The 14,712-nt window shown below is 38.4% G+C and carries 15 protein-coding genes; all 15 read right to left on the reverse strand.

The genetic code is table 11. From position 1 onward, the window contains the following. Positions 1-44: 44 nt before the first annotated feature. The gene (locus tag VIHSUH07_RS08415) at positions 45-617 is read right to left on the reverse strand and encodes an outer membrane beta-barrel protein (RefSeq protein ID WP_005376108.1); all 573 of its coding nucleotides are present in this window, start codon (positions 615-617) and stop codon (positions 45-47) included. An 81-nt stretch (positions 618-698) separates the two neighbouring features. After that, a complete protein-coding gene (gene ftsZ / locus VIHSUH07_RS08420) occupies positions 699-1,742 on the reverse strand; it encodes a cell division protein FtsZ (RefSeq protein ID WP_016475699.1) in 1,044 nt (347 codons plus the stop codon). A gap of 146 nt (positions 1,743-1,888) precedes the next feature. Then, positions 1,889-2,233 (reverse strand): small basic family protein, encoded by a 345-nt coding sequence (locus VIHSUH07_RS08425; RefSeq protein ID WP_105084606.1) that lies wholly within the window; start codon positions 2,231-2,233, stop codon positions 1,889-1,891. Then, the gene (locus VIHSUH07_RS08430) at positions 2,230-2,910 is read right to left on the reverse strand and encodes a DUF881 domain-containing protein (RefSeq protein ID WP_005379199.1); all 681 of its coding nucleotides are present in this window, start codon (positions 2,908-2,910) and stop codon (positions 2,230-2,232) included. The genes VIHSUH07_RS08425 and VIHSUH07_RS08430 overlap by 4 nt, the downstream gene beginning before the upstream one ends. 29 nt (positions 2,911-2,939) lie before the next feature. After that, a complete protein-coding gene (locus VIHSUH07_RS08435) occupies positions 2,940-3,908 on the reverse strand; it encodes a cell division protein FtsQ/DivIB (RefSeq protein ID WP_105084607.1) in 969 nt (322 codons plus the stop codon). A 27-nt stretch (positions 3,909-3,935) separates the two neighbouring features. Beyond that, positions 3,936-4,868, reverse strand: coding sequence for a D-alanine--D-alanine ligase (locus VIHSUH07_RS08440; protein ID WP_105084608.1), 933 nt, complete (start codon positions 4,866-4,868; stop codon positions 3,936-3,938). After that, positions 4,865-6,247, reverse strand: a complete 1,383-nt coding sequence (gene murC / locus VIHSUH07_RS08445) for a UDP-N-acetylmuramate--L-alanine ligase (RefSeq protein WP_105084609.1) — start codon at positions 6,245-6,247, stop codon at positions 4,865-4,867. The genes VIHSUH07_RS08440 and murC overlap by 4 nt, the downstream gene beginning before the upstream one ends. 15 nt (positions 6,248-6,262) lie before the next feature. Further along, positions 6,263-7,372, reverse strand: a complete 1,110-nt coding sequence (murG, locus tag VIHSUH07_RS08450; protein ID WP_105084610.1) for an undecaprenyldiphospho-muramoylpentapeptide beta-N-acetylglucosaminyltransferase — start codon at positions 7,370-7,372, stop codon at positions 6,263-6,265. Between the two features lie 4 nt (positions 7,373-7,376). Continuing rightward, a complete protein-coding gene (murD, locus tag VIHSUH07_RS08455; protein WP_105084611.1) occupies positions 7,377-8,741 on the reverse strand; it encodes a UDP-N-acetylmuramoyl-L-alanine--D-glutamate ligase in 1,365 nt (454 codons plus the stop codon). A gap of 126 nt (positions 8,742-8,867) precedes the next feature. Further along, a complete protein-coding gene (gene mraY, locus VIHSUH07_RS08460; RefSeq protein WP_016475705.1) occupies positions 8,868-9,854 on the reverse strand; it encodes a phospho-N-acetylmuramoyl-pentapeptide-transferase in 987 nt (328 codons plus the stop codon). A gap of 61 nt (positions 9,855-9,915) precedes the next feature. Beyond that, the gene (locus VIHSUH07_RS08465; protein ID WP_105084612.1) at positions 9,916-11,274 is read right to left on the reverse strand and encodes a UDP-N-acetylmuramoyl-tripeptide--D-alanyl-D-alanine ligase; all 1,359 of its coding nucleotides are present in this window, start codon (positions 11,272-11,274) and stop codon (positions 9,916-9,918) included. A gap of 1 nt (position 11,275) precedes the next feature. After that, positions 11,276-12,760: a UDP-N-acetylmuramoyl-L-alanyl-D-glutamate--2,6-diaminopimelate ligase gene (locus tag VIHSUH07_RS08470; protein ID WP_105084613.1), complete on the reverse strand. Its 1,485-nt coding sequence runs from the start codon at positions 12,758-12,760 to the stop codon at positions 11,276-11,278. 58 nt (positions 12,761-12,818) lie between these two features. Then, on the reverse strand, positions 12,819-13,223 hold the full coding sequence (gene ftsL / locus VIHSUH07_RS08475) for a cell division protein FtsL (RefSeq protein WP_016475708.1): 405 nt from the start codon (positions 13,221-13,223) through the stop codon (positions 12,819-12,821). 20 nt (positions 13,224-13,243) lie between these two features. After that, positions 13,244-14,176: a 16S rRNA (cytosine(1402)-N(4))-methyltransferase RsmH gene (rsmH, locus tag VIHSUH07_RS08480; RefSeq protein ID WP_005376203.1), complete on the reverse strand. Its 933-nt coding sequence runs from the start codon at positions 14,174-14,176 to the stop codon at positions 13,244-13,246. 9 nt (positions 14,177-14,185) lie between these two features. Further along, positions 14,186-14,617 (reverse strand): division/cell wall cluster transcriptional repressor MraZ, encoded by a 432-nt coding sequence (gene mraZ / locus VIHSUH07_RS08485; protein ID WP_005376259.1) that lies wholly within the window; start codon positions 14,615-14,617, stop codon positions 14,186-14,188. Between the last annotated feature and the right edge of the window lie 95 nt (positions 14,618-14,712).

The raw sequence follows: 14,712 nt of genomic DNA on the forward strand, positions 1-14,712 counted from the left end.
AACCACCCATCAACGATGAGTGGTTTCAATTGCATATATGACGATTAGAATGTATAACCTACACCAGCATGTAAGCCTTTGGAAGTCTTGTCATTATCGTTTACGCTATATTTGTCATAACCATAATAAACATTCAAATCAATGTTAGGTTTAACTTCATATTGAGCACCTACTTGATAGGATTGTTTAATATCGTTGCCCCAACCAGCTTTAGCAAAGCCGTTCACTTTGTCAGTCAAAGGCACGTGACCAATTACACCAGCTTGAACACCTAACTCAGTGTCATGTGTACGGATAGCTGTACCAGCACCGTAAATATTTACATTAGGATGTACTTTGTAAACATAAGCCAATTGGTGATCTTTAATATCGCCATTTTTAGCATTTACTTTGTTATAAGAGTATTGAAGAGCAGATTTATTGCTTAAATCATGTTCTAAAGATACGCCAAAGCCATCATTGTTAGTGCCACCGCTATTAGATACGCGTTGATTGAACGCATAATCAGCTTGAATTTTTGTGGAATTATCACTGATTTTAGTTACAGGCACGGATGCAGCGAATGCACTGCCAGTAATCACTGTTGCAGCTAAAGATAATAATACTAATTTTTTCATTTGTACCTCCTATACACACATAAATATGTGTCTTAATAAGTTACTTTTATTCTAATATTGTATAAGTATATATATTAAATATTAGCGTTTCATGAATACAGGGATATCAGGGATACCACTTGTTGGAGCAGATGTATTTGTTGCTGGACGTGCAGCAGTTGTTGTTTTACCGAATTCTGGAACATTCTTAGTACTGGAGTTAAAACCAGTTGCAACAACTGTAACTTGAACGCTATCGCCCAAGCTTTCATCAATAACAGAACCGAAGATGATATTTGCATCAGGATCTGCTGCATCAGAAATAATTTCAGCTGCTTCGTTAATTTCGAACAAGCTCAAGTTTGCACTACCGGAAATATTAAGCAAGATGCCTTTAGCACCATCGATGGAAGTTTCCAACAATGGGCTGTTGATAGCCATCTTAGCAGCGTCTGCAGCGCGGTTTTCACCAGTAGCTATACCAATACCCATCAAAGCTTCGCCTTGTTCAGTCATGATAGTTTTAACGTCTGCAAAGTCAAGGTTGATTAAACCAGGAATTTGAATCAAATCGGAAATGCCTTTAATACCTTGGCGAAGAACATCATCAGCTTTACCGAATGCATCAGACAAAGAACATTTTTTATCTACAACTTGTAACAATTTATCATTAGGGATAACGATAATTGTATCAACTTTTTGAGTCAAGAATTCAATGCCTTTTTCTGCTGCAGCACGACGACGTTTACCTTCAAATGCAAAAGGTTTTGTTACAACGCCTACAGTCAATGCGCCTACTTCTTTAGCGCATTCAGCAACTACAGGAGCAGCACCAGTACCAGTACCACCACCCATACCAGCAGTTACGAATACCATATCAGCACCTTCAAGAGCTTTGATGATATCTTCGCGACTTTCTTGAGCAGCTGCTTCACCGATTTGTGGGTTAGCACCAGCACCAAGACCTTTAGTAACTTTTTCACCGATTTGAATAGTTACATCAGCCTTGGACAATTCAAGTACTTGGCTTTCAGTGTTAACGGATAAGAATTGAACCCCTTTAAGTTCACTTTCAACCATGCGGTTAACAGCGTTATTACCGCCACCACCGACACCGATAACTTTAATATTTGCAAAATCAGACATTGAACTTCCTCCTCTTATCGTTATCTATTTTTGTCAATATAAATGCGAATGCGTCTATTTATATACTGAGTTAATTATAACAATTACATTTATTTTACACTAAAATTTAAAAACTTTCCACTACAACTATAATCGAATCTTGATAATTAGAAACGTTTAGTCATAATGTTCTTTCGAATAGCAGCTAAATTAATAAATACTCGTAAACCAAAACCAATCAAGGCAACGTAGTATAAATTAATCCCAATTAAATCGCCAATATATACTAATACAACAGCAAGTATTACATTGGAGAAGAATCCACTGATAAAATTACTTAAATCAAATATCCTCTCTAATGCAGCACGACTGCCACCAAATACCGCATCTAATGCAGCTAGCACAGCTACAGAAGTATAATTGGCATAGCTTGCCGGAATATGTAATGGTGTGAACCATCCTACAACAACACCTACTATGAGTCCAATGATAGCAAAGATATAAATATTCATTCTTTACCTCCTAACTCATTTGATTGTAAATGCTCTTCTCTATAAGAACCTGTAAATGCTGGAATAGCAATGGATGGTTCTTCTTTAATGGTCACCTTAATCCCCCAATGTTTTAGAGAATCTACAATACCTCCACGCATAGTAAGGGCTGAATTCAATGTTTTAGGATCACCTATAGCCTTAACTGTAAATGGCGCCCCATACACCTTACCATTTACAGTAATTGTAGGACCTGAACAACGGATTTCAGATGTACCAATCAAACGTTGATCATTTATCGCCAATGCTTCAGCACCACCAGCTCGTAATTCATTGACGATACGAAGAATATCTTCATCGTGAATTACATATAAGTTAGGATTTTCGCCCCCTTGAATTGGTTTAGCACTATCCTCTATCAAAACGGTTACCCCAGGCCCTTTGACATTAGTCAATGCAGCTTTACGAAGTAATGTTTCATCTGCACTAGAACCGGAACCACTGGCTTTTAATTGCTCAATTTGTTTTAGTAGAGCATCCTTTTCATGTTCTGCATCCTTTAACTGAGCCACCAAATCACCAGTTCGTTGTAGCCGTATATTTTCTTGAATATTATCTTGTGTCATCTTGTATTGAGTAATGACCATGAAACCCAATACAAAGCTGACAAGTCCAATAGCCCATCGTTCGTGTTTCACAACATCATCCACCCTTTTTGTGCTTATAACTAATCTTGTTTTGATTTTGATACATTAGCACTTTGTTTTGATGTATCTTTTTTCTCAGATTGGCTAGTGTCTGACTTAGATTTATTAGATTTTGGTTGCACCGTTACCTTATCGGTCTTAATGAAAGGAGATGACGGGTTAACATCTATGTATTGAACATTACCTTGACTCTTAGGTAAATCTTTTAGCATAGACGCTGTTAAATCAGCTTTGCTTTTCAAATCTTCGCCATCACCTAGTCGAATCTGTATACCGGATACGGTATACGCCATCATATTATTAGGATCACCGATATTGATTTCTGCAATTTGCTTAAATGTATCATCATCTAAGGCGCGCAAATAATCAAGAGCCTGTACAATCGGCTTATCGGTAACCACATCACCTAGCAGTATATTACCACCCTTAACACCTGAAATCATAGGCACCGTAGTGTCTTCAATTACACTATCAGACGCAATCACTTGCCCATTCTTATCCAAGGTTAGATACCCAAATTGAGCTGGTATCACAGCAATAGCCTTACGCTCGACTACACGGACCACCATCGTCAATGGTAATTCGTAACTAATTTGAGCATCTTCAATACGGAGATCCTTTGATAATCGGTGCCGCAAGTTCTCTCTATTGATGCGAAGTACATTCACTGGTTCCCCAATATCACCAGCAACCTCAACATCCTGTACAGTGACCTTATCAGATCCAATAACTTTAATAGATCCAAGCGGAATAGGTAGATTAAATAAGCCTAACAACACGATGGCTACAACACCACCTATTTTTAGAAACTTCTTTCTAACCTCCGCTTTCTCTTGTTTACGTTTACGAGCTAATTCACGCTCACTGTTATGTATTGAATCTCCATCATCCTTGTGGATTGGCTCAGTCTCAGGACGAAGAAAATCGGGTCTATCATGCTCCGCATCTATCTGATTTGAGTTGGGTGGATGTTGCTTAAAATCATCCATAACTACTCTCCTTACATACTACAGCATTTAAAACTTCCCATAACCTGCTGTTAATAAGATTTTTTCACATAATTCAGGAAAATCTATGCCCACCTCTTTAGCAGCCTTTGGCACCAAAGAAGTAGCTGTCATACCTGGAATTGTATTGTATTCCAATACATACATATTGTCTTTATCATCAGTCATGACATCAACGCGAATAGCCCCACTCGCTTGTACTTCACGATACACAAGTTCACCAATAGCTTGCATTTCTTTTGTCATATCTTCACTGATTGGAGCCGGTACTAAATAATCAGTAGCACCTGCTGTATATTTACTAGCGTAATTATATTCACCAGAATGTGGTCTAATTTCAATGATAGCCAATGCCTTACCGTCCAATACAGAAACAGTAAATTCACGACCATTTAAAAATTGTTCTACCACAAGAATTGGATCATATGTAAGCGCATCTGTAACAGCCTTAGCCAATTGATCTTCTTCTTTCACAATGGTAACGCCAATACTAGAGCCTTGCGTTGCTGGTTTCAATACAACAGGCAAGGAGAATTTAGATTCAATATCTTTAATGATATCTTCTTTCGACTGTAGATTGCCATTGTAGGAAATAGATTCAGCCGTAGGAATATGAGCACCTTTAAACACATCTTTACTTACTTTTTTATTCATCCCTACAGAATGTGCCATAATGCCAGATCCTGTATATGGGATTTCAGCCATCTCTAATGCACCTTGTAACGCACCATCTTCACCATAACGTCCATGAATCGCATTAAATACAACATCGCCCTTAAGGTTTTCAATGTCTTGTAATACAGTACGAGGATTTAGTTCTAATGTGGAAACGTGATACCCCTTGCTAATCAAAGCCTCTGCGATGGCTGCGCCAGTTCTACGAGATACTTCAGCCTCAGCAGATGGACCACCCATTAATACGATGATATGTTTATCTTTCATTGTAAACCTTCTTCCAATAATGCTAATAACTTTGGACCATATTGATTAATAGATCCTGCCCCCATAGTAATAACCAAATCATTTGGTCGTACCACCTTCGCAAGGACGGCTGGCAAATCATTTACATCTTCCACATAATTTACATGTTGATGCGTTACTTCACCAATAATATTAGGAATTGTATGACCATCAATACCGCTAATAGGATCTTCTCCAGAACTATATATATCTGTCATATAGATTTCATCTGCACTTGTGAAAGCAGTTGCAAATTCGTCTTTCAACAAAGATGTACGAGAATAGCGATGAGGTTGGAATACACAGATAACACGATGTTTTTCTAATTCCTTAGCGGCTTTTAGAGTCGCTTTAATTTCTGTTGGATGATGAGCATAGTCATCGACTACCCATACACCTGCTACATGTCCCTTTGTTTCAAAACGACGTTTAGCACCGATAAATTTACCTAAAGCTTTCACAATAGTTGGCACTGGAACATGACAGCATTCATGAGCCACAATAAAAGATGCTAAAGAATTTAGCACATTATGATTACCTGGTACACGCAAAGATACACGACCTAACGTTTCACCTTTACGAACTACATCATAGACAAGAGAACTGTCTTCATAATGAATATTTTTTGCTACATAATCATTAGTCTCTTCCAAACCATATGTGATAAATTGACGGTTCACTTTGCTCATAACATAACGAATGTTATCATTGTCGCCACAAACGACTGCTTTACCATCGACAGGTAATGTTTCAACGAATTGACAGAATGCATTCAATAGATTTTCCATCGTCTTATAATGATCCATATGATCATCTTCGATATTCGTAATAACAATCGTCTTAGGTCTTAATTTTAAGAAAGAACCATCACTTTCATCGGCTTCTACGACAGAGTATTCACCTTTACCTAAGCAACTACTCCCCTTTAGATAATCAACTTCACCACCGATAATAACAGTTGGCTCCATTTGTCCTTCTACGAGAATTTGACCAATCATCGAAGTAGTAGATGTTTTACCATGAGCACCAGCTACGGCAATGCCATTTGTAACATCCAATACGGCTTTTACAATGTCAGAGCGATGTAAAATAGTGATGCCTTGTTCCTTTGCTGCTACGATTTCCGGATTATCCTCACGAATAGCTGTAGAACGAACTACAGCATCTACACCTTGTACATAGTCAGCATTATGACCGATATGAACGGTAGCTCCCATTTGTCTAAAACGTTCAATTACATCGGATTCTTTAACATCAGAACCAGATACTTCATATCCTTTTTGAATTAAAATATTCGCAATAGCGCGCATACCAGATCCACCTATACCGATGAGATGAATCTTATGGATACCTTCTAACATAATTACTCTCCTTAACTATTTCGCAATAGATAACGCTAACTCAGCAATATCATGAGCTGCATTTGGTTTTCCTAAACGCAAAGCACTAGCCCCCATTTGAGCTAACAATTCACGATTTGCCATAAACATTTCGATTTCACCAATCAAATCATGGCTCGTCAAAACCTTATCTACAATCATATGCGCAGCTCCTTCTTGTACGAAAATGCGCGCATTATACGTTTGATGATCTTCTGCAGCATAAGGATATGGCACCAATATAGATGGAATACCACGTACAGCTAATTCAGCAAGACCGATAGCACCAGATCTAAATACAGCCAAATCCGTAGCAGCTAGTGCCTTAGGCATATCATGTAAATATGGCAAAATCAACGATGATTCTCCCAAACCAGTACCATCGTCAATACCTAATTGCTCTAATACAGTATTATATTCACCATTCCCTGTAATGTGTATCAACTTGATGCCCGGTTTACCTTGGAAATGTTTATGTACATCTACCATGGCCGTATTAATAGTACGAGCACCACGAGAACCACCAGCAATAAGAACTGTAAATATATCATCAGACAGTCCAAAAAATTGACGACCTTCTGCACGAGAATCTACGAGTACATCAGGACGCACTGGATTGCCTGTATATACGACGCTTTTCGCCTTGCTAAATGATTTTGCGGCTTCATTATAACCAACCGCGACTATATCAACAAAACGGCTCAAGATTTTATTTGTAATACCAGCAATAACATTTTGCTCTTGAATTAATGTAGGAATATTACGCAATGCTGCGGCCATTAAAATAGGGCCACATACATAGCCACCTGTACCAATCACAACATCTGGTTTAAAATCCGAAATAATTGAATTGGCCTTTACAAGAGAAAGCGCTGTTTTCCCCATTGTTACCAACGTACCTAATGAAAGTTTACGTTGCAGACCTTGTACAGGTAATGTAACAAAATCGATGTTCTCCTTCGGCACCAGATCAGCTTCTAAACCATGTTCTGTTCCCACGTAGAGGACCTTAGCATCAGGTTGCTGTTTCATAATTTCCTTATATATCGTAATGGCTGGGTATATATGACCACCTGTGCCACCGCCAGAAATGATGATTCGTTTCACGCCCTTAGCCCCTTTCCTCTAATTCTTTAACACAGTTTTTAAAATCGTCGCCTCGTTCTTCAAAACAACTATACCAGTCAAAACTAGAACATGCTGGTGAAAGCAATACAATATCTCCAGCTTTTGCTAATTGATAGCCTAATGCAACAGCCTCTTTCATAGACTGTACACGATGAATATTTTGAACACCCATTTTTACAGCAACGGATTCAAATCGATCTGCTGCTTCCCCCATAAAAATGACCTCTTTAGTATGTGCTTTTACAATATTCATGAAATCTTCTAACGGCGTCATCTTATCGTGACCACCAGCCAATAAAATAACTGGTTTGTCAAAGGAATCTAACGCTTTCACTACAGAGTCTGTATTAGTAGCCTTAGAATCATTATAGAATGTTACATCATGGAATGTTGTGACCCGTTCCAATCTGTGCTCTACACCATGAAATTCTTCAATAGTATGTTTAATATGCTCTACCTTTACGCCTAAAGCATATGTTAAGGCAATTACAGCCAATATATTTTCAATGTTATGAGAGCCCTTAATGTGAATATGTTCTGTATCAATAACAGGAATAGCTTTACTATCTAATACAGCATAACATGTATTGCCTTCAAAATACGCACCATTATCAACCTTATGCTGTTGGCTAATGCTAAGAATTGTACTGTGTGCATCTTGTTTCATAGCCGCCACAATAGGGTCATCATCATTAAGGACGACAAAATTATGAGCAGTTTGATTCATAAAAATACGAGCTTTAGCCGCTGCATAGTTTTCCATCGTCTTATGGCGCGCCAAATGATCTGGCGTAACATTTAATACAATAGCCCCTAATGGACAAAAGGACTTAATTGTTTCTAATTGATAGCTAGATAGTTCAGCTACTAAATAACCACCTTCTGGCATATGATATGCAGCTTCACTTAGGGAATCACCAATATTCCCGCCCACCTTGACAGGAAGGCCAGTAGATTCCATAACTTGCGTTAATAGAGTTGTTGTGGTGGTCTTACCATTTGTGCCAGTAACACCTAAAATAGGAGATTTGCAAACATCATAAGCAAGCTCTACTTCGCTTACTACATCAATCTTACGGTGCAAAGCCTCTTGTACGATTGGAATGGATAAGGCAATGCCCGGAGAAATGATAATACGATCTACATCATCAAGTAAGCTATTATCTTGTCGCCCCGTAATGATAGTTACACCAGCATCTTCCAATCGTTTACGCGTAGATGGTTCAAAATCTACTGGTTTATAATCATTTAAAACTACATTTGCATGTAACTGTGCCAATACCCATGCAGCACCAATTCCACTGGAACCAGCACCTAGAACAAGAATATTTTTCTCTCCATAATCCATTTATATCACCTAAATCACTAAGCACGAAAATTTTTTATCTCATCTTATAAGAATACCATTAAATGCCCTTCAAGTTAAGTATTTTCACGTATTTAACTATCAATTTACAAATATAGGGTTCTTATATTAAATAGTTACAGTTGCAAGTATAACACCTAACACAGCTAGAACTGCACCACCGAACCAGAATCGATTAACTACAGTTTGTTCAGACCATCCGGATAATTCAAAATGATGGTGAATTGGGCTCATCTTAAATACGCGCACGCCTCGTGTTTTAAAGGAAATGACTTGAATGATAACAGACAAGGCTTCCATTACAAAAATACCGCCAATCACTACGAGTAATAATTCTGTTTTAGTTAAAATAGCCATGCCTGCAAATGCGCCACCAAGAGCCAAGGACCCTGTATCGCCCATGAATACCTTTGCTGGATTAATATTAAATACCAAGAATCCTAAACATACAGCTGTTACAATAGCGCCAAAGAAAGCTACGCTTTCAGCAGCTACAGAACTTTCAGTGGAATAAATCATCAAGCCGATTACAGAAAACGCTATCGCTGCTACAGCGGATGTACCAGATGCCAATCCGTCAAGACCATCCGTTAGATTAACAGCATTCGTAGCACCTACAATAATCAAGAAAGCCAAAATATAATAGGCAAATCCCAATTGAACATGTGCATCTATAACTGGTATCCATAATGTTGTAGGAATAACCATAATTTCAGTAATACAATAACAGAATACAGCAGCCAAAATGAATTGGCCCAATAATTTTTGTTTTGCTGTTAAGCCAAGATTACGTTTTTTAACAGCTTTTACAAAGTCATCAAAGAATCCGAGCAAACAATGACCAAGTGTAAGGAATAGCAACATACCTGTCGCCACATTCCATGGTGCAAAAATAGCCACACCGATCGTAAGAGCTACCATCATAAATGCACCACCCATAGTTGGTGTACCAGCCTTAGCTTGATGGCTTTCAGGACCTTCCTCACGTATACTTTGTTGAGCATGCAATGATTTAAGCATAGGAATACCAATCTTGCCCAATACTAATGTAATTATAAATGTCACTACAAATGCTAATAGAATGTGGTAAATCATATTACTCCCCTATTCTCTAATAACGGCCAATACGGCTAGAAGAATCTAGCCGTTATAACCTCTATTCACGTTCTTTTAATTCCTCTACAACACGTTCCATTCGAAGACCTCTGGAACCTTTTACCAAAATAACATCGCCTTTTTCACGAATATCATTGTAGGCATTTGCCATTTCGAGATGACTATTACAACGATGTACTTCTAAACCTGCTAATTTCGCTTCTTTAGCAATGAAATTTGCCGCCTCACCAAAGGTAAATACAACGCTATAGCCTTCTTCAGCCAATAATCTGCCCACTTGTCGATGGCCTTCCTCCGTAAAATCACCTAGTTCAAGCATATCGCCAAGCATAGCAATTTTACGTTTACCTTCTAATTGACCCAATGCTTTGATGGACTCAGTCATAGAAGAAGGATTGGCATTATACGCATCATTGAGAATAACAATATCTTCGAATGCTACAATTTCTTGACGCATAGGTGTGCCTGTAAAATCACTAAGACCTTTTTTAATCTTACTAGATTTAACGCCTAACACACGACCTGCAGCAATAGCAGCTAACGCATCATACACATTATGCTCACCAATCATAGGCAAAAATACGTCAAATACTTCGTCATAACATTTGCAGGTAAACTTAATGCCATCCTTTTTATAGCGTAAATGACTGCCAATTACCGTAGCATTACTATGAATACCGTAAGTAACAGTTTTTCCTTTTGCAATGGAACTCATGGCCTTTACGAAATGATCATCTTCATTTAGAATCGCCACACTATCGGGACCTAAGCATCTAATCAATTCGCCCTTTGCCTCAGCAATGGCTTCTTGAGATCCCAACAATTCAATATGACTAGTTCCTACATTTGTAATGATACCAATGGTTGGTTCTGCTATGAGGGCAAGTTCTTCAATTTGACCTAATCCACGCATCCCCATTTCAACAACACAGGCTTCGTGTTCTGGTGAAAGTTGCAATAATGTTTTTGGTAAACCGATTTCATTATTAAAGTTCTTTTCTGTTTTTAAAATATTAAACTCAGTACTAAGAACAGCAGCTACCATTTCTTTTGTCGTCGTCTTACCAGATGAACCAGTAATGGCTACCACAGGGATTTGAAAACGTCGTCTGTGAAAGTTTGCTAAGTCTTGGTATGCCTTTAGCGTGTTTTCCACTTCCACGCAAATAATGCCATCTACACTGCGTCCCTTTTCTACGATTGCTGCAGTGGCCCCTTTTTCGATGGCTGTTTTAATAAAATCATGACCATCGAACGTATCGCCTTTCAAGGCTACAAATACATATCCCGCTTCAATCGTACGCGTATCAGTAGATATATCTTTAAATTGTAAACTTACATCGCCCTTACATGTGCCACTAGTAGCATCAATTATTTCTTGTAATGTAAATTCTGCCATATTAGATCTCCTTAAGAGCTTTTCGAGCCTCTTCTCGGTCATCAAAATGAATTGTTTCATTTTTTAATATTTGATAATTTTCATGACCCTTACCAGCGATAATAACAATATCACCAGCTTTTGCATCATGAATTGCATGATTAATTGCTTCTCTACGATCCACAATTACCTCATAAGAAGTACCATCGCGAAGTGCTTCTTTCACCCCTACTTCAACATCCTTAACAATTTGTACAGGATCTTCAGTACGTGGATTATCAGATGTTACATAAATCTTATCGCCGTATTCTGCGGCAATACGGCCCATAATTGGACGTTTTGTAGCATCGCGGTCACCACCGCAACCAAATACGATGATGATACGATTTTCTTTAATTGCCTTTGCAGTTTCTAAAATATTTTGCAAACCATCCGGTGTATGAGCATAATCGACAACAACGGCAAAGTCTTGCCCTTCTTCGATTAATTCAAAACGTCCAGGAACGGAACTAAAGGTTTTTAACGCCGTATCAATCGCTTCCATGGAGATGCCTTCTTGTAGACAAGCTCCAATAGCAGCCAATGTATTATACACATTAAATAATCCTGTAGTATTCATCGATACAGGGTAACTTTCACCCTTATAATTCACAGTATACTGACTATTCTTAGTAGACATATGAACATCTGATGCATTCAATGTGCCCTTGCCTAATGTACTATACGTAATCGTTGGAGCTGTAGTTTTTTCCATAACGCGATGACCATAGGAATCATCGATATTAATAACAGCACCTTTATTATCTTTAACTTGATTAGGCGCACTAACTTGTTCAAATAATTTGCATTTAGCGGCCAAATAATTTTCAAATGTTTTATGGAAATCCAAGTGATCTTGCGTCAAATTCGTAAATACTGCCGTATCAAATTCAACACCACTAACACGGCCGAGTGCCAATGCATGAGAAGATACTTCCATTACACAGTATTCCACATTTTCTTGAACCATTTGATGCAAAATATGTTGTAAATCAACAACATCTGGTGTCGTATTATGAATTGGATAACTCGTATCACCAATCATGATATGGACAGTACCGATAACCCCTACCTTATGGCCTTGAGCCTTAAGGATATGGCGAATCATATGTGTGGTGGTCGTCTTACCATTTGTACCTGTAACACCAACCATACGCATGCAATTAGCTGGGTAATCAAAGAAATATGGAACACAGGCCATCATAGCTTGACGTGTATCAGCAACGGTGATGACACACACATCATCAGGCACAGTAACCGGTTTTGATACGATAACGGCAACAGCACCAGCATCAACCGCTTTATCGATGTAATTATGACCATCAACTGTAGCCCCATCAAGAGCGATGAACAAGCTATTTGGTTTTACTGCTCTGGAATCAGCTGTTATATCTTGAATAGATACATTTTGATTACCTTGTACTTGTTGTACATCTAACGTACTTAAAATATCTTTTAAGGTTTTCATACTACATTCTCCTCTATATACGCAAATTAAAGCAGCCCATAAGAGCTGCTTTTGCCTGCTAATCTATAATTTGCTGTTTCGTTTGTACATTGCGTTCTGAAGTCGTACTTTTAGTGCTATACACAAAGGAATCAGGCAAAACCATCCCCAATTGTTCTTCCGCAATTTTTTGAATGCGTACTGGAGATTTCAAGGATGCCACCTCTACATCAAGGGTATCATTATCCTTTGCTAATTGTACTACAGTTTGTTGTGTTTTAACTACTTCATAACCTAATTTCGTAGTATATGCATTCATAGCCATCATAATCATCAAAAAACCAACAAGGATTGCTATACCTTGAATGATTTGTCTCATCAATGGACTAATATCAAAAACAACACTAGCTCTCGCTTTTTTCGCTTGTACACCTAGCAACACATCACGTTTAACGTGGCCCACAACAGCCTTTCTCGCTAACATTAAAATAACCCCTTCCAATACTACAATTTAATCCCTACTCTAAGTTTTGCACTTCTAGAACGAGGATTCATTTCTACTTCCCCTGCACTAGGCTCAATGGCCTTATTTTTAGCCTTAAGAACAGCCTTATGATGACATACACATACTGGTAATTCTGGTGGGCAAATACAAGCTGTACTTAGCTCTTTAAATGTTTGTTTTGTGATGCGATCCTCTAAGGAATGGAATGTAATAACACCAATTCTCCCCTTTGGCTTCAACATACTCACAGCATCTACAAAACTATCATGCAAAATAGCAAGTTCTCGATTCACTTCAATGCGTATCGCTTGAAATGTACGTTTTGCAGGATGTGGACCATCCTGTCTTGCTTTTGCCGGTATAGCTTTTTTTATAATTGACACCAGTTCGCCAGTAGTGGTAATTCTCTTTTCATTACGGGCTGCCACGATAAATTCAACAATACGTTTAGCCCAGCGTTCTTCACCGTAATCACGGATAATCTGTAATAATTTATCAGATTCATATTCATTCACGACGATTTCCGCAGTAATAGGTGCCTCTTTATCCATACGCATATCAAGAGGTCCATCATTCATATACGAAAATCCGCGTTCCGGTGTATCTAATTGATAACTAGAAACACCTAAGTCAAATATAAATCCATCAACTTCATAAATACCTTGCTCTTCTAAAGCATGTTTTAAATCTGAAAAATTTGTAGGTATCGTCATCACCTGACAAGTTAAATCAGACAAGCGTTGTCTCGCTACCGCTAAAGCATCTTCATCTTGATCTAAACCGATAATCATGCCTTGTGAGCTCAATCGTTCACCTACGGCATGAGCGTGACCAGCGCCACCTAAGGTACAGTCAACATAGATACCATCAGGATTGGTAACAACAGAATCCACCGTTTCATTCAACAGCACACTGACATGATTAAATTCCACGATAGCCTCCTACAACACAATGCCTTCTAATCCTTCAGCCAAGGATTCTACACTGTCAGCCACTTCCGCATCATATGCATCAAAGCGTTCGCGGCTCCAAATTTCAACCTTATCACCAGTACCAATAATAACCGCATCCTTTTGTAGCTCAGCATGCTCGCGAAGGGCGCTTGGCACCAAAATCCGGCCTTGTTTATCAAATTCAAGTTCTGCGGCGCTACCAAAGTAAAACCGTTTGATTGCACGCGCATTTGCTTTATTAGATGGTAATGATTGTAATGTTTTTGAAAGTTGCTCCCAACTTTCGGCAGTATATATAGCGATGCAGTTATCGAGGCCTTTTGAAAGTACACAGTGATCACCTAGTTGTTCACGTATTTTGGCAGGTATAATCAACCGTCCTTTTGCATCTATAGTGTGATTATATTCACCCATGAACATCTAACATCACCGCCTTACAATCCTCATTCACCACTATATGGTAAATTTTACCACAATCCCCCACTCGTTACAATAAATAAAACGTAAAAATTGAG

The organism is Veillonella sp. T34266-5 (genome assembly GCF_002959815.1).
Classification (GTDB): domain Bacteria; phylum Bacillota; class Negativicutes; order Veillonellales; family Veillonellaceae; genus Veillonella; species Veillonella atypica.